Source organism: Pseudonocardia sp. SID8383, assembly GCF_009864975.1.
In the GTDB taxonomy this organism is placed as follows: Bacteria; Actinomycetota; Actinomycetes; order Mycobacteriales; family Pseudonocardiaceae; genus Pseudonocardia; species Pseudonocardia alni.
The window spans coordinates 19,154-36,134 of record NZ_WWFY01000001.1 but is presented as its reverse complement, the minus strand read 5'-3'; the positions used below and the strand labels follow the sequence as shown (position 1 = coordinate 36,134).

General features: G+C 69.8%; 17 protein-coding genes. 13 read left to right on the top strand and 4 right to left on the bottom strand.

Annotated features, from left to right (window positions below; all coding sequences use genetic code 11):
* Positions 1-575, bottom strand: a 575-nt coding sequence (locus tag GTW08_RS30850) for a transposase (RefSeq protein ID WP_202416175.1), incomplete at its 3' end; no start/stop codon positions are given.
* Complete coding sequence (locus GTW08_RS30845) at positions 512-1,336, bottom strand: transposase family protein (RefSeq protein ID WP_202416174.1); 825 nt, start codon at positions 1,334-1,336, stop codon at positions 512-514. The genes GTW08_RS30850 and GTW08_RS30845, both read right to left, overlap by 64 nt.
* Positions 1,337-1,392: 56 nt before the next feature.
* Between GTW08_RS30845 and GTW08_RS00195 the strand changes: the two genes are divergently transcribed.
* From GTW08_RS00195 to GTW08_RS00185, 3 genes are all read left to right on the top strand, one after another.
* A complete protein-coding gene (locus GTW08_RS00195; protein ID WP_083658000.1) occupies positions 1,393-2,541 on the top strand; it encodes a tyrosine-type recombinase/integrase in 1,149 nt (382 codons plus the stop codon).
* Between the two features lie 716 nt (positions 2,542-3,257).
* Positions 3,258-4,079 carry a DUF6414 family protein gene (locus tag GTW08_RS00190; protein ID WP_161151211.1) on the top strand — a complete coding sequence of 274 codons (822 nt, stop codon included), beginning with the start codon at positions 3,258-3,260 and terminating at the stop codon, positions 4,077-4,079.
* Between the two features lie 751 nt (positions 4,080-4,830).
* Positions 4,831-5,340, top strand: a complete 510-nt coding sequence (locus tag GTW08_RS00185) for a L,D-transpeptidase (RefSeq protein WP_237453416.1) — start codon at positions 4,831-4,833, stop codon at positions 5,338-5,340.
* Positions 5,341-5,604: 264 nt separating this feature from the next.
* Here GTW08_RS00185 and GTW08_RS00180 read toward each other — a convergent pair whose 3' ends face one another.
* Together GTW08_RS00180 and GTW08_RS00175 are read right to left on the bottom strand one after the other, a co-directional pair.
* Positions 5,605-5,913, bottom strand: a complete 309-nt coding sequence (locus GTW08_RS00180) for a hypothetical protein (protein WP_161151209.1) — start codon at positions 5,911-5,913, stop codon at positions 5,605-5,607.
* Positions 5,914-6,201: 288 nt separating this feature from the next.
* Entirely contained in the window at positions 6,202-6,903 is a 702-nt protein-coding gene (locus GTW08_RS00175; protein ID WP_161151208.1) for a DsbA family protein, read from the bottom strand.
* 791 nt (positions 6,904-7,694) lie between these two features.
* On the opposite strand from GTW08_RS00175, the gene GTW08_RS00170 reads away from it, so the two are divergent.
* From GTW08_RS00170 to GTW08_RS00125, 10 genes are all read left to right on the top strand, one after another.
* Entirely contained in the window at positions 7,695-8,105 is a 411-nt protein-coding gene (locus GTW08_RS00170) for an ArsR/SmtB family transcription factor (RefSeq protein ID WP_161151207.1), read from the top strand.
* Complete coding sequence (locus GTW08_RS00165; RefSeq protein ID WP_161151206.1) at positions 8,098-10,287, top strand: heavy metal translocating P-type ATPase; 2,190 nt, start codon at positions 8,098-8,100, stop codon at positions 10,285-10,287. Before GTW08_RS00170 ends, GTW08_RS00165 begins: the two co-directional genes overlap by 8 nt.
* A complete protein-coding gene (locus GTW08_RS00160) occupies positions 10,284-10,925 on the top strand; it encodes a methyltransferase family protein (RefSeq protein WP_161151205.1) in 642 nt (213 codons plus the stop codon). Before GTW08_RS00165 ends, GTW08_RS00160 begins: the two co-directional genes overlap by 4 nt.
* A gap of 68 nt (positions 10,926-10,993) precedes the next feature.
* Positions 10,994-12,199: a helix-turn-helix domain-containing protein gene (locus tag GTW08_RS00155; RefSeq protein ID WP_161151204.1), complete on the top strand. Its 1,206-nt coding sequence runs from the start codon at positions 10,994-10,996 to the stop codon at positions 12,197-12,199.
* 5 nt (positions 12,200-12,204) lie between these two features.
* A complete protein-coding gene (locus GTW08_RS00150) occupies positions 12,205-12,762 on the top strand; it encodes a flavoprotein (RefSeq protein ID WP_161151203.1) in 558 nt (185 codons plus the stop codon).
* A 135-nt stretch (positions 12,763-12,897) separates the two neighbouring features.
* Positions 12,898-13,221 (top strand): hypothetical protein, encoded by a 324-nt coding sequence (locus tag GTW08_RS00145; RefSeq protein WP_161151202.1) that lies wholly within the window; start codon positions 12,898-12,900, stop codon positions 13,219-13,221.
* Between the two features lie 126 nt (positions 13,222-13,347).
* Positions 13,348-14,163 (top strand): hypothetical protein, encoded by an 816-nt coding sequence (locus tag GTW08_RS00140; protein ID WP_161151201.1) that lies wholly within the window; start codon positions 13,348-13,350, stop codon positions 14,161-14,163.
* Entirely contained in the window at positions 14,156-15,118 is a 963-nt protein-coding gene (locus tag GTW08_RS00135; protein WP_161151200.1) for an FtsK/SpoIIIE domain-containing protein, read from the top strand. Before GTW08_RS00140 ends, GTW08_RS00135 begins: the two co-directional genes overlap by 8 nt.
* Before the next feature lie 122 nt (positions 15,119-15,240).
* Entirely contained in the window at positions 15,241-15,435 is a 195-nt protein-coding gene (locus GTW08_RS00130) for a hypothetical protein (RefSeq protein WP_237453412.1), read from the top strand.
* A 1-nt stretch (position 15,436) separates the two neighbouring features.
* Positions 15,437-16,975, top strand: a complete 1,539-nt coding sequence (locus tag GTW08_RS00125; protein ID WP_161151198.1) for a replication initiator — start codon at positions 15,437-15,439, stop codon at positions 16,973-16,975.
* The last annotated feature ends 6 nt before the right edge of the window (positions 16,976-16,981 follow it).

The following is a 16,981-nucleotide window of genomic DNA, read 5'->3' as shown; positions in this document are numbered from 1 at the left end:
TGCAGTAGCGACCGGATCCGATAATTGATCAGGTTGCGGAAGCCCATGGCGTTGCGGCGGAGGGCTTCGAGTCGGCCGTTGATGGCCTCGGTGGGGCCGTTCGAGGCGCGATGGGAGAAGTAGGCCAGGATGTCGACGCGGCGCCGGTGCAAGGTTCGGCCGAGTGTGGTGAGCTCGTCGAGCCCGGGCGGTAGCCCGGTGCGTAGCCGGTCGATCACGCCGCTGAGCAATGCTTTGCCGCGTCGGCGGTCCTGGTCGGCGTAGGCGGCGATGATCTGCTGGTAGGCCCACCAGGTGACCTCGACCGCGACGTGCTCGTCGGCGGCGAAGACCGCCTCAAGCCGGGTGCGTTGGCGGTCGGTGAGCAGTCCGAGGCGGGTCCGCAGGGTCCGCCGTGCCCGGTAGAGCGGGTCACCGGTGCGGCCTCGGTGGCCGAGGGTGTCCTGCTGGACACGTTGGCGACACAGGTCGAGCTTGTGCCCGGCCAGGGCGACGACGTGGAACGGGTCCATCACCGTGACCGCATCGGGCAACGCGTCGGTGGCGGCGTTCTTGTAGCCGCCAAAACCGTCCATCGCCACGACCCGGACCCGTCGCGGAAGGCCGGGTCGCGGGCGTCGAGCCAGGTCTTCAGGGCCGCCGCCGAGCGGCCCGGGACCAGGTCGAGCAGCCGCGCACGGCCGTGGCCTGCGACGACATCGGTGAGGTCGGTGATCACGGTGACGAACCCGTCTCCGTCGGCGCCGAACACGTGCGCCCACTTGTGCTCGTCGACCCCGATCACCCGCACCCCGTCCAGGCGGGCCGGCCCGGCGGAGCGCAGCAGCTGCTCGGTCGCGGCGACCGCGACGCTGTTCACGGTGTCCCAGCTGCGGCCCAGCTCACGGGCGACCGCGGCGACCGTCGCCTTGTCGATCGCCAAGCGGCGCAACACGTACTCCGCGCAGCGCCGGGTCGTGGACGCACCGGGACGGGCCAGGCGGGTCGAGTCGTGGGCGAAGATCTCGCGGGCGCAGTCACCGTGGACACACCGGTAGCGCGGCACCCGGACCCGCAGTTGCAGCGGATGGCCGACCACCGGGACGTCGCTGACGCGGCGCTCGGTGCTGTCGCGGTAGATCCCGGTCAGTCCGCACCCCGGGCAGGCGCCGGGCCCGTCGGTGAGCAGGTCGCACCACAGCACCGTGGTCTCCCCGGCCAGGGCGGCGTCGGTGATCCGCACCCCGAGCTCGACGGTACGGATGATCGTGTCGGCCACGATCTGGGCAGGCGGGCACGTAGGCTGCGACATCGGGTCCCCGGGCTTGTTGACGGTGTTCGGCGTAGGAACCTTCATCATCAACTTCTCGGGGCCCGCCTCACCGCAGCGACACGACCCCACCCGCGCGGTCGATCACGCCCTCACCTGCACTCCATTTCCGGAAGAGCCGGAAAACGCAGGCCGCCGTCACGAAGAAGGTCCGTGCGCTGGAGAAGAACCGTGACGCCGGTACCGTCGCGCAGCCCGGGGCGAACTGGACCGTCGAGAAGTGGTTGAGGCACTGGCTGGACACCGTCGCGGCCCCACCTGCGATCAGCCCGAACGCGCACGACGCGTACTCGACGGCGATCCGGATTCACCTCATTCCCGGCATCGGCGCACACAAGCTGGACAAGCTGCAGCCGGAGCACCTCGAACGGCTCTATCAGAAGATGATGCGGAACGGCGCCGCGCCCGGCACCGCTCACCAGGTGCACCGAACGATTCGTACGGCGCTGAACGAGGCCGTCCGGCGGCGACACGCCACGACGAATCCCGCCCTGCTCGCGAAGGCCCCGCGAGTGCGCACCACCGAGGTCGAGCCCTACACGGTCGACGAGGTCTCACGGATTCTCAAGGCCGCGTCGGCCGAGAGGAACGGTGCCCGCTGGGCCGTCGCTCTCGCACTCGGTCTGCGCCAGGGAGAAGCCCTTGGTCTGCGTTGGCAGGACGTCGACCTCATGGGCGGATTCATCGTCGTCCGCCGCAATCGCCTACGCCCGAAGTGGGCTCACGGCTGCGACGGGACGTGCGGACGGAAGCAGGCCGGCCGCTGTCCTCACCGACTCGCTCTCCGGCCCGAGACCGCGGAGACGAAATCGGAGGCCGGCCGTCGGGGAGTCGGTCTGCCCGATCCGCTCGTCAAGCTACTCCGGGAACACGCCAACGAGCAGTACGACGAGCATGTGCGGGCTGCCGACCTGTGGGTGGACACCGACTACGTCTTCACGACCGAATTCGGCACCGTCCTGCACCCTCGAACCGACAACAAGAACTGGAAGCAGCTCCTCGTCTCGGCGGAAGTCCCGGAACGGCGGCTGCACGACGCTCGACACACCGCCGCGACAGTCCTGCTTCTGCTCGGGGTGACCGAGCGGGCCGTCATGGGCGTGATGGGCTGGTCGAACACCGCGATGGCTGCGCGGTACCAGCACCTCACGTCAGCGGTGCGGCAGGACGTCGCCTCACGGGTCGGTGGGCTGCTCTGGCAGACGTCCGACGGGCCGCCGACGACCGTCTGAGAAGGCGGAATGCCACCACAACTGCAACCGCCGCGGGTTCCCGGAGGTCCGGGAGCGCGCGGCGGTTGCGTCTTTGCAGGTCAGGGATGGCGGAAGCGGGGGGATTCGAACCCCCGGTCCTTTCGGACGCCCGCTTTCAAGGTGGCTGAGATGCCAGGTCGCAAGAGACTCTTGCCTGGTCAGTCGTCCATGGGAGTCTGGTGGCGTCTCATTGTTCTCCGGCAGGTTGCGGTCGAGGTTGTGGTCAGAGTGCTGCTCCGCTCGACGGCAGCGCTGATGCCCCGATCCACGGCCAGACGGCGCGCTCAGCCGCGGCGTATCCGGCCTGCCGGCAACCGCCCGACTCTCTGTCGACGTTGGGCACTGTTCGCGACCAGCATCGGAGGCCCGTCGTGACCTGCGGTGACACGTTACCGTCACCTCCGAGCGTCCACTGACACCAGCGACCGTTCGGGACAGGTAGCGGAGGTAAGCGGTGACCGCAGCGCAGGAAGATCCATCTGCAGTGACGGAAGCGCGCGACAATCGCGGACGACGCACTCCGTTGGCCACCACTGCCCACCCCGGTGACCGCTCAACGACGACAGGGTGCCGTCGAACGCACGTTCGCTCAGTTCTTCATGGTCAAGTGGCCACGAAGGGAGGGCTCGGCGCATTCTCAATTACAGAACGAGCACCTACCGTTGCTTGTCGAAACCACAGACGGAGGTTTCACTATGCGCTCCCCCAAGTATCTTGATATCGATCTCCTCCGCCAGATGGCGGACTACTTCGGCATCGCCGTTGCGACCGAAGGGCAGGTCACTCGTAGAGTTCTGGACACAACAGATCGAGGGGTGGGCATTAATCGCGGCGTGCAAGGGCGCGCCGACCGAACAGCAACGGAGGAGATCACTGAGAGCTACCAGTCCGAACTGCGGCCCGTGAAACTCTTCAACGACATCATCGATGAGCTTCTCGTGTCGGATCGAGTGGCAGATCTGACGCAAGACGCGAGTTCCCAGGTCATCCACCGTCGCCCACTCATGGCCGAGGGCGAGATTGAGGTCGCGCCGGCCAGTGAAGTCGGGGACATCCTCGCGAAGTTCATGCCTCTGCTCACCGGCATGATTGCCGAGGGTCGAACTGACTTCAACCCTTCTCAGCAGGAGCTGGCACAGCAGTTCGTCGCAGGTGAACACGTCAAGTCGCCGTACGTCATGCGCATGGAGGCTGAGGACGACGACGGGCAGGACTTCTACTTCGTCCTGGACCCAGACAAGATCGCCAGCGGCTTCTCCATCGATGACCTCGTCGGCGAGCTGACTATTTTTGGGCTCGCCGAGAAGATTGTCCGCGAAGGCGGCACCTACTCGCTCGATCGCTATGCCGTTCCTGGAATCAACCGAACATTTCGGCGCGCCATGGGGAAGGACGCGGTTCGCAACCTCATGAACAGCACAAGGGAGATGCGCGGCAGCGACTCGAATGCCGACGCAAGCGACCTCGACGTCCACGGCCCAGCCGTCATCGTTCAGGTTGTCGGCATCTTCAGCTGACGTATCGACGAGAGTCGGCACCATGCTGGCCTCCAAGCTCTCCGCTGGGCCTGGCGGCCCCGAGTGGTGGGGGCGGGGTGCGTACCCCCGCCTCCGCGCGGAGCGCCTGACAAGGGCTCGGAGGCTCGGGGTCAAGGGCGGCCGCCAGGCCGTCGGCGCTAGCCGATGCGCAGCACCCTTGATGCTGAGGGAGCCCGTGTGACGCTTCGGGGCCGTCAGGTCCCCGCCGGAGGCGGTCCGCTGGTGTTCTCGGCCCGCCCGGCCTTGAGGGGCATAGCCACTTCCACTCGCGTCCGTCGGCCCGGTCACCTTCGTGTCCTGCTCGTCGCCGCTCTGTCGAGTCGTTCCGCCGGTGCGGCTTCGTCGTGTTCACGCTGGTCCGTGGTGGCGGGCGTGCGCGCGCCGGCCGCCGGGCCGGAGGCAGGAGGCGGACGGCAGCGACGCCGCCCGTCCGGCCCGTCAGGGCCGGCTTGAAGACGTAAAGAAAGTCCTCACCGACAGGACCGACGCCGACGCCGACGCCGAGACTTGAGGAAGGCGAGGCCGGTGTTGCCGTTGGTCCGGACCACTCGTCGTCCGCGACATGCCGGTCACCGCCCATCCGCCTGATGGAGCAACTCCGCACCTTGCCGGCCCGTCGTTGAACAGGGAACGGGCGAACACGAGAGCCTGGCACTCCCGGCATCGACGGCGCATGGAGGTATTGCGGGTGAGCTTCGGGAATCGACGCGTCGGCGCACTCCTCGCGGGGATGGTCGCGGTGATCGGTATCGGTCTGGCCGGAACCGCAGTCGCGGCCACTGGGCCGGAGAGCAGCGCCGTCGCGAAGGAAGCTCATGCGGAGGCGCTCGTGCCGGGAACACCTTGCACGGTGTCCACGCGGGCCTGCGTCGACCTGGAGTCCCAGCGGGCGTGGCTCATCAAGGACGGCGCCGTTTCCTACGGTCCCGTTCCTATCGCCTCCGGCGGTGCCGGGCAGGAGACTCCGGTGGGCCACTCGTTTCGGGTCTACCGCAAGTCTGCCGACCACGTGAGCGGCGAGTTCAACGGTCCGGATGGTCAACCCGCTCCGATGCCGTGGTCGGTGTTCTTCGCCGACGGTGGTGTGGCCTTCCATGGAGGTGACCGGGCCAGGTCCTCCGCCGGGTGCGTGAAACTCGATCCGGAGCCGGCACAGACGTTCTTCAACGACCTGGTCGATGGCGACAAGGTCCAGGTCGTCAACGCGTCCGTCGAGCAGCAGGCACGGACGGCGAGTTGAACCCTGGAGAGCCAGGGGTTCGGCGGCGAGGGTCGAGAACGTTCCCCAGGAAGTCGGTCTAGTCGCGGACCGCGCGGCTTCCCGGAGAGTGCGGTCGTGGTCGCACACGCAGACCAGAACCGGACAACGAATGCTGCCTGGCACAGCGACCCGACCGACTGCCCGCAGTTCCGGGCCATGCTCGCCGAGCAGATTGGTGACTGGCCCCCGGCGGCTCCTGCGGTCCCGGAGGAGCCCTGAAGGCCCGCTTTGGCACGAAGAGGATCACGGTAAGCGTCCAGAGACCCGTTCCTGCACACGATCAATCTCGCGCAGATGTCCACGCGCGTCACGTACCCACGTGTATCCGTGGGCGTTGCGGAAGTACAGGACCGGCATCTCGTCGAGTCCCGTTCCGACGATCGGGATGGACGAGCCAGGCCACAGGGTCTTGCCGACGGTGACCGGTTCCTCGACGGTGAGCGTCACCTCCCGGGCGAGCCACGCGGTGCGCCGCGAGCGTCCTGCCCGGATGCGGACCGGCCGGACCAGCGCCACGTGGACTGGCTGGTCGCTTTCGTTGGCGACCTCCATCTGCTCCCCGCCTGGAGCTTTCGGCGAGGCTCGGAGGCGGACCCGGCAGGCTTGCGCCCGGTGTCGCCTTACCGCCTGTCGCCGGCAGAGGTGCCAGACGAGGGAGAACACGAGGGCCGAGCCGGTCGAGCCCACAGTCCTGGCCACACGACGACGGACCGCGCACTTGCCGGTGCCGTCGGCCAGCTCACGACTCCCACTGGGTCCCCGGGAACCGCGTGTGACGCCCAGACGGTCCCGAGGTGAATCGGTGGGCCGGTGCCTGTCGAGAATGTCGGTCATCGCTGATCAGCTCCGCGCCAGTGCATTGTCGAGTGCGCGGGTCAGATCGTCGTAGGACTGCGGGTTGAGCTGCTCGCCGTTGACGAAGAACGTCGGTGTGCCCCGCACGCCGAGAGCCAGGCCGTCCTCGCGGTCGGCGAGGACGCGTTCGAGGGTGGCCGGGTCGTTATAGACCGCGTCGTAGCGGGCCATGTCGAGGCCGAGCTGCTCGGCGTATCCGCGGAAGCGATCGTCCATCGGGACCTGCTGCTCGCCCCACTCCTCCTGGGTCTCGAACATCAGCTTGTACATCCCTTCGAGCCGGCCCTGTTGGGCGGCTGCCTCCACTGCCCGGGCAGCACGCTCGGCGTTGTAGTGACCGGTTCCTGGGAAGTAGCGGATGACGAAGTTGACGCGGTCGCCGTACTGCTGGCGGAGCTGTTCGATCGCCGGGTACACGGCGCCGCAGGCCTCGCATTCGAAGTCGAGGAACTCCACGAAGTTCACGGTGGCGCCGGGCGCGGTCGACAGCCGGTGGCTGTTGTCGCGGACCGCGACCGATGCGGCTTCGGAGCTGTTGTCCGGGGTGTCGCTGCCGAGGCGTGTGTAACCGAGCAGCCCGGCCACGACGAGGACGAACAGCCCGCCGATGATCAGGGACAATGTGGTGTTGGACAGGCGACGACGGGAACCGGACGCGGGAGTGCGGTTGCGGGTGGCGCGTGACATGGAAGGCCCTCCGGGCTGAGGCGGCCTGGTGCCGCGGATCGGAATTCCGCTGCGGTGGCTCCGGACACGACGCCCCGCAGGTGCCGACTCAGCGGCCGGTCACGGGGAGTCGGGCCAGGAGCCCGGCGGATCAGTTCCGATCGACGCAGAGCACGGCGACGGGCGCGAGGACCGCCGCCGGAGGCACCGGGCCCGACGTCGACGTGGGCCGGACGGACCGTTCCACCGGCGCCGGGCCGAGGCAGGCGGAGACGACTGCGGGGACCAGAGCACGTGGGTTGTCGAGTCCGCGTAGCGCAGTGTCCCCGGCGGCGTGCGATCCGCTCGGGCCGTGGCAGGGCCGCTCGGGGGTGCACGGATGCGGCTCGGCCGGTGAGATCGGCAGGGCCTCAGCGGCGGACCCCCTGGTGGGGCTCTCCGCATCAGGAGACTCGTCGGGCAGGCAGCCGGGGCATCGTGCGGTCTCGTGCTCCGGAGCCACGGTGACGGCGGCGACCTCCGCCACCGGCCGCTCCTGAGTCATGTCCTGGCAGGCCAGGACCGGGCCGAACGCGGTGTACACGAGCACTGCCAGCAGCAGGAGTACGAACGGGGCCGCGGGACGGCGCTTCGCGCTACGCACGGTCACCACCCCCTCCCGCTCAGAAGGCAACGAGCCTCGTCATTCGTCATGACGGACCCGACGTGCCACCGGCCTGCATCTTCGACGGCTCGTAGAGTACGTCCGCCCTCCGGCGTGATCGCACGGGGCAACACTATCCAAACATATCGACGATCGTTAGAGTGCTTATATGGCTATGGATGACGCGTGTGACCTGCTGTGCATTGACCTACCGCACGCCGAGCAGATCCGTGCCGCACTGCCTGACGGCGCTCGTGTCGAATCGGCCGCCGACATGGCCCGCGGGCTCGGAGACAGCACCCGGCTGCGGATCGCGGCCGCCCTCCTCCAAGGGGACGAGCTGTGCGTGTGCGACACCGCCTGGATCGTCGGGGCGTCGCAGGCACTGGTGTCCCACCACCTGCGCCAGCTGCGCACGGCCGGGGTCGTGACCTCCCGCCGGGACGGCCGGATGGTGATGTACCAGCTCTCCGACCGGGGCCGCGCCGTGCTGTCGGTGCTACTCGACGTCGACACCCACACCGCCGTCGACACCGAGGGCGACAGTGACGCGCTGCTGGAAGGAGCCGATCGTGTCTGAGTCCTGCACTTCACCCGCAAACGACAGCTCTGCGGGACGCGACGAGGGGCCCGGCCGTATCTGGCAGGTCCGGGAGCTGCAGCTCGCCGCGGTCGCTGCGGTGCTGCTCGCCGCCGCCTGGGTGATCGGTCTCGTCGTCGGTGGTCCGGCGCTGCTGGTCGGCGGAATCGAGCTGGTCGCGGCCGTGCTCGCGGCGTCGACGTTCGTGCCCGACGCGCTGCGCAACCTGCGCCACGGCCGGATCGGTGTCGGCACCCTGATGACGATCGCCGCGATCGGCGCCGTCGCACTCGGACAGCTCGCCGAGGCCGCCCTGCTCGGGATCCTGTTCTCCATCGCCGAAGGGCTCGAGCACCATGCCGTGACCCGCACCCGCCGCGGCCTGCGCGCCCTGCTCGGACTGGTCCCACCCTCGGCCTCGGTGCTGCGCGACGGCGACGAGGTCACCGTCTCCCCCGACGACCTCGTCATCGGCGACATCCTGGTCCTGCGCCCCGGCGAGCGGGCCGCGACCGACGGCACCATCCGCACCGGGCGCACCAGCCTGGACACCTCCGCGATCACCGGCGAGTCGGTGCCGGTCGAGGCCGGACCGGGCGACGACCTCTACGCCGGGACGATCAACGGTGGCGGCGCGATCGAGGTCGTGGTCAGCGCCCCGGCATCGGACAGCTCGCTCGCCCGAATCGTGCACATCGTCGAGCAGGCCCAGGAGCGGAAGGGATCCGGGCAGCGCCTCGCCGACCGGATCGCCCGCCCCCTGGTCCCCGCCATCATGATCCTGGCCGCGCTGATCGCCGCGCTCGGCGCGCTGCTCGGCGACCCGGTGCTCTGGCTCGAACGCGCCCTCGTCGTGCTCGTCGCCGCGTCACCGTGCGCGCTGGCGATCTCGGTACCGCTGACCGTGGTGGCCGCGATCGGCGCGTCCAGCCGGCACGGCGCCCTGGTCAAGGGCGGCGCGGCGCTGGAGGAACTCGGCCGGATCCGCGCTGTCGCCCTCGACAAGACCGGCACCCTGACCCGCAACCGGCCCGAGGTCATCGAGGTCCTGACCGCCCCCGGCCAGGACCGCACCGATGTGCTGGGCACCGCCGCCGCGCTGGAGTCACGCAGCGAACACCCACTCGCCCGGGCGGTCCTCACCGCCGCCCAGGAGCCCTCCTGGTCGATCGCGGTACGGCCGGCCAACGACGTCACTGCCGTGCCCGGGCACGGCCTGACCGGTACCCGCGACGGGGCCGAGTTGCGGCTGGGTAAGCCCGGCTGGATCGACCCCGGACCGCTGACCGACGATGTCGCCCGGTTACAGGACCACGGCGCCACAGTCGTCCTCCTCGAACGCGCCGGCACACTGCTCGGCGCCGTCGCCGTCCGAGACGAACTGCGCCCCGAAGCCGCCGACGCCGTGCGTCGCATGCGCACCCTCGGGATCGAGGTCGCCATGCTCACCGGCGACAACCACCGCACCGCGGCGACGCTCGGCGAGCAGGCCGGAATCGACGTCGTCCACGCCGAACTGCGCCCCGAGGACAAAGCTCGGCTGCTGCCCGAGATCGCCCGCGGCCGCCGGATCGCCATGGTCGGTGACGGCGTCAACGACGCCCCCGCCCTGGCCACCGCCGATGTCGGCATCGCCATGGGCGCCATGGGCACCGACGTCGCCATCGAGACCGCCGACGTCGCATTGATGGGCGAGGACCTGCGCCACCTCCCGCAGAACCTCGCCCACGCCCGCCACGCCCGCACGATCATGCTGCAGAACGTCGGCTTCTCCCTGCTCATCATCGGCACACTGATCCCACTCGCCGCGTTCGGCATCCTGGGCCTGGCCACCGTCGTCGTGATCCACGAAGCCGCCGAGGTGCTGGTCATCCTCAACGCCGTCCGCGCCGCCCGGGCACGGACCCTGCCCGGTCTCACCTCCGCCCCGGTCACCTCGGACCGACACCACATAACCATCGAGCCCGCACCCGCACCGGACGACCCCTGCTGCGCACCAGCACCCCGGACGGTCACACCCCAGGACATGGCCACCGGCCCGGCGCCGCTCGGCACCGACCCAGGACCCGCCCCGGCACAGTCGCCGCACCAGAGCGGTTGCGAGGACGGATGCGCATGCTGCAGTCCCGAACGGTCCGCTGCCGACCGGGAGGCACCGAAACACGAGGGCTCTCACCGATGACCACAGCCGATCGGACGGCACGGCTGGCCAGCACCGTCCTCGCCGCCGCTGTGCCGCCGCTCCTTCACCGGATGCGCAACGACCTGGACCAGAACGGCGCCCTACGACGGGGAACCCAGAAGTTGATGTGGACGGCCTACGCGACGTTCGGACTCCTTCTCACCGAATCCCTCGTCCGCCACAACCGCGACGTGCCGGTCAGCCAGCGCGTAGCCGGCTACACCGTCGCCGCTGCCGGAACGGCACTCGCAGTAGGCAGCATGACGTCGTTCGCCAGCCCGCAGCAGCTCAACGGTGGCGAGCCCGGCGATCTGATCACAGGCGGGATCCATGACTACAGCCGCCACCCGCAGTACGCGGGCTTTGTGGCCGCCACCGCCGGTCTTGCCACCGCCCGGCGCTCACCACGGGCCGCGCTGCTGACCATCAAGCTGGCCGTGATCATGCGCGCCTGGGTAGCGGTCGAAGAACAGCACCTGCGGCGACAATTCGGAGAGGCCTACGAGCGCGTTTGCAGCAGAGTTCCGCGTTGGATCGGCGTTCCGTCGTCGGACCTACTACTTCGCGATCGTGCAAGCCACCATTCCACGGACACTCGGCGGTCCGGACCGACACGCTCCGCCGACGTTTCTCACTGATCCGTAACGTACGAATTCGGTCGTAACGCGACCTGGAAAGTTCACCCATTCCGTGGGAGAATGAATAGATGGCCGACGACTCGACGGGTAAGCGGATCGCCACCTACCGGCGTCGGCGAGGGCTCAGCCAGGCAGCGCTCGCCGGGCTCGTCGGGCGCTCTGAGTCCTGGCTCTCACAGGTCGAGCGCGGCGTCCGGTCGGTCGACCGAATGTCTGTGCTGCTCGACCTCTCGCGTGTCCTGCACGTCGAGGTTCAGGCTCTCACCGGTGCGCCGTGGCAGCTCGCCCCCAACGGGGGCCCACGTGCCGAGGGGATCGAGAACGTTCGCGGTGCGCTGAACCAGTACACCGGCTTGCTCGGTGGAGAGACGTCGTCGCCGAATCTCGCAGAATTGCGGAGCGCGGCGTCCGCTTCGCATTTCGACTATCAGGCCGCAAAATACGCGGATGTGATTCGGACAATTCCACAGCTCGTGACCGATGCTGACTCAGCATTGACCAACGCCGGCTCGGACGACCGTGAGGCAGCGCTGTCGTATGTCGAGATCTACGTCGTTGCCTCCAAGCTCCTCACGAAGCTGGGAGTCGGGGACCTCGGCGCCGTTACGGCGGACCGGGCAGCGATGGCCGCGGGGCGTGCCGATTCGCCCACGGCTCAGGGCATGGCGCTCTACCAGGTGGTGACTGCGCTCCTTCGGTCCGACCAGGTCGACCAAGCCGAACAGCTCGCGACAAAGATGGCGCAGCAGCTCCGCCCCGCGGCGCGCTCTGATGATCCGGCGCTTGTCTCCGTCACCGGTGCGCTGTGGCTTATCGCGGCTGTGATCGCCGCGCGCCGAACCGATAAGTGGGAGGCCGAGCGGCGGCTTGCCGAAGCCTCTACGCTCGCCGGGCTCCTCGGCCACGACGCGAACTACGCTTGGACAGCGTTCGGACCGACCAACGTCGCGATCCATCGGGTGTCGGTCGCGGCCGAGCTCGGCGATCCTGCCGCGGCTCTCGATGCGGCGACGGAGGTGGATCTCGACGCGCTCCCGGCCGGTCTGCTGTCCCGCCGAGCCCAGGTCAACCTCGACCTCGCCTGGGCGCAAGCCCAGCGTCGCCGCGATGCCGAAGCCACGCTGAATCTGCTTGCCGCGGAGAAGGCAGCTCCGGAGGCTGTGGCACAGAACGTGATGGCTCGCGAGATCATGCGGGAGATGCTGGCCCGCGCCAAGCGCGGCAACGGGAACGCGCTGCAGGCGCTCGCGACCCGGGCCGGTGTGCTGGACTAGGTGCCATGACGGCACCGCTCGGGTTCGTGGTCTGCGGCGCTCCGCTGGCGGCCCGCGCGACCGACGTCGCTCGCGCTCTGGCCGATCAGGGCTGGAAGCTCTCGATCAGCGTCAGCGAGGCCGGTGCCGAATGGGTCGATCCGGAGAAGCTCGCCGCCATCGCGGAGCACGCTGTCGCGACCCGTCGTCGCCATGCCACAGAGCAGCGTCGAGCGCCACGGCCGGAACAGGTCGTTGCGTTCCCGCTGACGTTCAACACAGCCAATAAGATCGCTGCCGGAGTCATGGACAACCACGTGACCGGCGCCCTGTGCGATGCACTCGGCACCGGTGCCCCGATCCTGGCCACCCTGATGGTCAACGATCGGCTCTGGGGGCACCCGGGCTGGGCCGGAACTCTGGACCGGCTCACGGCAGCCGACGTGCGGTTCCTGGACCCTCGTGTCGGCGACGTCACGCGGCCGGCGCCCGTGCCCTCTGGTACCGGTGGACAGGTCGTCGACGACTTCGATCCGCGCTGGGTCGTCGACGCCGTTGCCGCCCTCCCCCTCCGCGACTCCTGAACCTGGGATCTGTGCGACCCGTACTTTTGTGCGGGTCGCATTTTTGTGCGGGTTGGTTCTCTGAACTGCGGTTTTCCTAGGTAGGCGCTCCCCGAGAGGTCGGGACGACAGGGCGTGAGTCCCAGGAGGACCGTCATGGCAACAATCAAGGTCGACATCACCGGCGCCCGTTACACCGTGGGCGCGGCTCCGCGTCCGAAGAACGACATGGAGGGCCGGCAGCGCACCGACCGGCAGACCGGGACGCCGCTGTTCACGACGCAGCTCGTGAAGGTCGACGCCGAGGGTGCGGAGATCGTCGCGGTCACCACGGCGGGCGCTCCGCAGGTGGAGCAGGGGGCCGAGGTGCGTCCGGTCGCGCTGATCGCGATCCCGTGGCAGCAGGGCCAGCGGTCCGGTGTGGCGTTCAAGGCCGACCGGATCGAGCCCACGCACACGCCGGCCGCCAAGGCGTCCTGACCGCTCGCCGGCTGCCTGGTCGGTGAGAGGGCCGGGGCTCGCTTCCCCGGAGCCTCGCCCCTCTCACCGGCGTTGCTCGCGCTCCCCTGTTGCTGCTCGCCTGCTCCGCGCTCGGAAGGCCTCACCATGCCCCGCAACTCCGCACCCACTCGCACGTTCGGTGTCGGGAAGTCCCGCGTCGACTCTTTCGAGATCATCTCCGCCCCGCCCCGCAACCCCATCGTCCGCGTTGCGGCGCTGCTGCTGCGGCTGCGCGCCGAACTGCTCGTCCTGGCGCTGCTGATCACCGTCTGGATCGCGCTCGGCCCGGACCACGTCACCGACGGCCACGGCGTCACCGTCGAAGTTCCAGGCACCGGCCTGGGCGCTCACGCCCGCGTCATCTTCTTCACCGCGGTCGCGCTCCTGCTGGTCGCACTACCCTGGACGCGTCGGTTCCTGTTCCACCGCGCCCAAGCCGTCCTCACCCGCCACCGGGTCCGGCAGGCCCTCGTGGAGTGCCGCGTCCTGAACTCGCGCTCCCGAGCGTGCCCGCTCACGCTCTGGGTCCGGCCGACGCGAGTCGGTGAGGTGGTGTGGTTGTTCCTGCGCGCAGGCATCGGCCCGCACGCGGTGGAGGACCAGGCCGAGGAACTGGCCGCCACCTGCTTCGCCCGCGAGTGCCGGGTCACCGCGTGGTCGTCGTCGACCAACATCGTTCGTGTCGAGATCATCCGCCGCGACCCGCTCGCACCGGCCCTGATCCGCTCGGACCTGTTCCGCTACGCCGCAGGCGACCCGCGCGACACCGGATCGCTCGAGAACGACCGCGACTCTGGTTCAGTGGTCCCGGCTCCGCGTCCGGAACCGACCCGGCCGATCATCCCGGCGGCCCCGCGCCCGGCGATCGACGGCCCGCAGTTCGACGGCGGACGTGGTGGGGACTGGTCGGACTATGTCTGAGCACCCGCCCACGCTGTCCTTCCCCGCCGTCGACAACGCCTCCGAGCCCGGACGCCTGGTCCGGCCGCTGCTGGTACTCGCCCGCTGGGTCGACGAGTACGCCGCTCGCCGCCGTGAGCGCCGGCAGGACGCGGGCCCGTCGATCTGGGACCCGATCCACCTCGGGGTCGGCGAGGACGGCCGGCTTCTCCGTGTCCCGTTGATCTACCGCAACATGCTGCTCGCCGGGGAACCCGGCGCCGGCAAGTCCGTCGGGTTGAACAACATCGTCGCCCACGCCGCCCTGTCGACCGACTGCCGGCTGTGGCTGTTCGACGGCAAGATCGTCGAACTCGGCCTGTGGCGCTCCTGCGCGGAACGGTTCATCGCCAACAGCCTGGACGACGCGATCGCCGCGCTGCTGGACCTGCAGTCCGAGATGGACTCCCGCTACGCCGTGCTCGACGACGAGCGCCGCCGCAAGATCGCACCCGCTGACGGCGTCATGCCGTTCGTGGTGGTGTTCGACGAGCTGGCCTACTTCTCGGCCACCGTCGGCACCAAACGCGAGCAGGAAGCGTTCTCGGTCCTGGTGCGGGACCTGGTGGCCCGCGGCCGCGCGGCCGGGATCATCGTCGTCGCGGCGACCCAGCGCCCGTCGGCGGACATCATCCCCACCAGCCTGCGGGACCTGTTCGGGTACCGGTGGGCGTTCCGCTGCACCACCGACACCAGCTCAGACATCGTTCTCGGGCACGGCTGGGCCGGACGCGGCTACACCGCCGCCTCCGTGGCACCGGAAGCCAAGGGGATCGGGTTCCTGCTCGCCGAGGGCGGCATCCCGCGCCGGGTCAAGGCCGCCTACCTCTCCGACGAACAGGTCTACGCCCTCGCCGACCGCGCCGCGATGCGCCGGCTCGCCGCCGGAATCGCGCACGGCCAGGACCTCGACGACGAAGCCGGGAGCACGTCGTGAGCGCCCCGCCGACGGTGGCGGACCTGGTCCACGCTGGAGTGCGCCGCACCGATGCCACCCGTGTCCGGGCCTGCGCTCGGTACGACCGGGGCGCGCTGCCTCCGATCGAGTGGCGGACCGCGATGGCTGCCCTGTACGCACGTGAGGCCCGTTGGTGGGAGGTCCTGGCGCGCGCCACCGTCGCCGACCACACGATCCCGCTCGTCTACATCGCCGCCGTCGGCGCCGCCCAGGCTGCGGCGCGACGCCACGCCGAGGAGTGGGAACGCGGCGCCGCCGAGTACGCCCGCCTCACCACCACAGCACGGGTGGCCTGAGATGAGCACCGGCCACCGGGACACCGCCACCGTCGAGCACCTCGCCGCTCGACGGCTGTCCCGCCTGGCCGCAGACACCCCGCTCGCCGAGCTCGCCGCGTCCACCAGCCGACGGGACAACCACATGGCCTGGCTGGCGCACGTCACCCCGGCAGCCGGGTGCGCACATCCGGTCAAGCTCTCCGGCACCGTCTACCGGGTCGAGCAGTCCACCGGCCGGATTACGGATGAACGGCACACGGCGCAGATGCCCGACGGGCTGATCTACACCGCCTGCGGCAACCGCCGCGCCTCGGTGTGCCCCTCGTGCGCGGAGACTTACCGGGCCGACACCTTCCAGCTCGTCACCGCCGGACTCGTCGGCGGCAAAGGCACCCCCGCATCGGTGGCCGGACACCCGTGCGTGTTCCTGACCGTCACCGCACCCTCGTTCGGCCCCGTCCACGCCCACCGCGTCGACCGCAAAGGCCGGCTACTCCCCTGCCGTCCCCGCCGAGACGACACGAGCTGCGAGCACGATGTCTCGCACGCCTGCTGGGAACGCCACGCCGAGGACGACTCGCGCGTCGGGCAGCCGCTGTGCCTGGACTGCTACGACCACCCGCACCAGGCGGCGTGGAACCTGCACGTCGGCGAACTGTGGCGCCGCACGATGATCGCCGCCAACCGAAACCTGCGCCCGCTCGAGAAGCTCTCTGGCGCCCGGCTGCGCCTGAGCTACACCAAGGTCGCCGAGTTTCAGGCCCGCGGCGCCGTCCACCTCCACGCCCTCGTGCGCCTCGACGGCCGCGACCCCGACCCGAACCTGTCGCACCTCACGCTGCCGCCCCCGCCCGGGGTCTCCGCGGCGCAGGTGGCGCTGCTGCTGCGGTCCGCGGTCACCGAGACCTCGTTCCAGACCGCGCCGCACCCCTACCGGCGCCACGGCTGGCCCATCGCCTGGGGCGAGCAGGTCGACCCCCGCCCCGTCCGGCTCACCGCCACGGACCTCGACGACGGCGCCGAGATCACCACCACCGCCGTCGCCGCCTACCTCGCCAAGTACGCCACCAAGGCCACCGAGACCGCCGGCCACCTCTCCACCCGGCTACGGCCCGACACCGTGCGCTCCTACACCGACCACGCCACCCACACCGGCCGCCAGATCGACGCCTGCTGGCGCCTCGGCCAGCGCCCCGGCGGATGGGACCCCGACGAGTGGGCCGCCTCCTGGGGGCGGCTGTGGCGGTGGGCGCACATGCTCGGCTTCGCCGGTCACTTCTCCACCCGCTCGCGGCGCTACTCCACGACCCTGACCGCGCTGCGGCAGGCCCGCCGCGACTGGCAGGCCCGCCACTCCGCCACCGGTCCCGCCCAGGACGAGGTCGAGCGCCTGGACGAGGGCGAGGACACGACCGAGGTCGTCATCTCCTCGCTGCACTTCGCCGGCATCGGCTGGCACACCACCGCCGACGCCCTCCTGGCCAACACCGCCGCCGCACAGGCCAGGGCCAGGAGGCGTACCGCCCGCGAGGAACTGACCAGCACGACAGCCGGATGAGAGGAG

Bases quoted from the DNA above. Each gene is read 5' to 3' on its own strand.
- GTW08_RS00190 (WP_161151211.1), top strand. From the start codon at position 3,258: ATGCGCTCCCCCAAGTATCTTGATATCGATCTCCTCCGCCAGATGGCG.
- GTW08_RS00125 (WP_161151198.1), top strand. From the start codon at position 15,437: ATGAGCACCGGCCACCGGGACACCGCCACCGTCGAGCACCTCGCCGCT.
- GTW08_RS00185 (WP_237453416.1), top strand. From the start codon at position 4,831: ATGGTCGCGGTGATCGGTATCGGTCTGGCCGGAACCGCAGTCGCGGCC.
- GTW08_RS00160 (WP_161151205.1), top strand. From the start codon at position 10,284: ATGACCACAGCCGATCGGACGGCACGGCTGGCCAGCACCGTCCTCGCC.
- GTW08_RS00140 (WP_161151201.1), top strand. From the start codon at position 13,348: ATGCCCCGCAACTCCGCACCCACTCGCACGTTCGGTGTCGGGAAGTCC.
- GTW08_RS00135 (WP_161151200.1), top strand. From the start codon at position 14,156: ATGTCTGAGCACCCGCCCACGCTGTCCTTCCCCGCCGTCGACAACGCC.
- GTW08_RS00145 (WP_161151202.1), top strand. From the start codon at position 12,898: ATGGCAACAATCAAGGTCGACATCACCGGCGCCCGTTACACCGTGGGC.
- GTW08_RS00155 (WP_161151204.1), top strand. From the start codon at position 10,994: ATGGCCGACGACTCGACGGGTAAGCGGATCGCCACCTACCGGCGTCGG.
- GTW08_RS00170 (WP_161151207.1), top strand. From the start codon at position 7,695: ATGGCTATGGATGACGCGTGTGACCTGCTGTGCATTGACCTACCGCAC.
- GTW08_RS30845 (WP_202416174.1), bottom strand. From the start codon at position 1,336: ATGAAGGTTCCTACGCCGAACACCGTCAACAAGCCCGGGGACCCGATG.
- GTW08_RS00130 (WP_237453412.1), top strand. From the start codon at position 15,241: ATGGCTGCCCTGTACGCACGTGAGGCCCGTTGGTGGGAGGTCCTGGCG.
- GTW08_RS00150 (WP_161151203.1), top strand. From the start codon at position 12,205: ATGACGGCACCGCTCGGGTTCGTGGTCTGCGGCGCTCCGCTGGCGGCC.
- GTW08_RS00180 (WP_161151209.1), bottom strand. From the start codon at position 5,913: ATGGAGGTCGCCAACGAAAGCGACCAGCCAGTCCACGTGGCGCTGGTC.
- GTW08_RS00175 (WP_161151208.1), bottom strand. From the start codon at position 6,903: ATGTCACGCGCCACCCGCAACCGCACTCCCGCGTCCGGTTCCCGTCGT.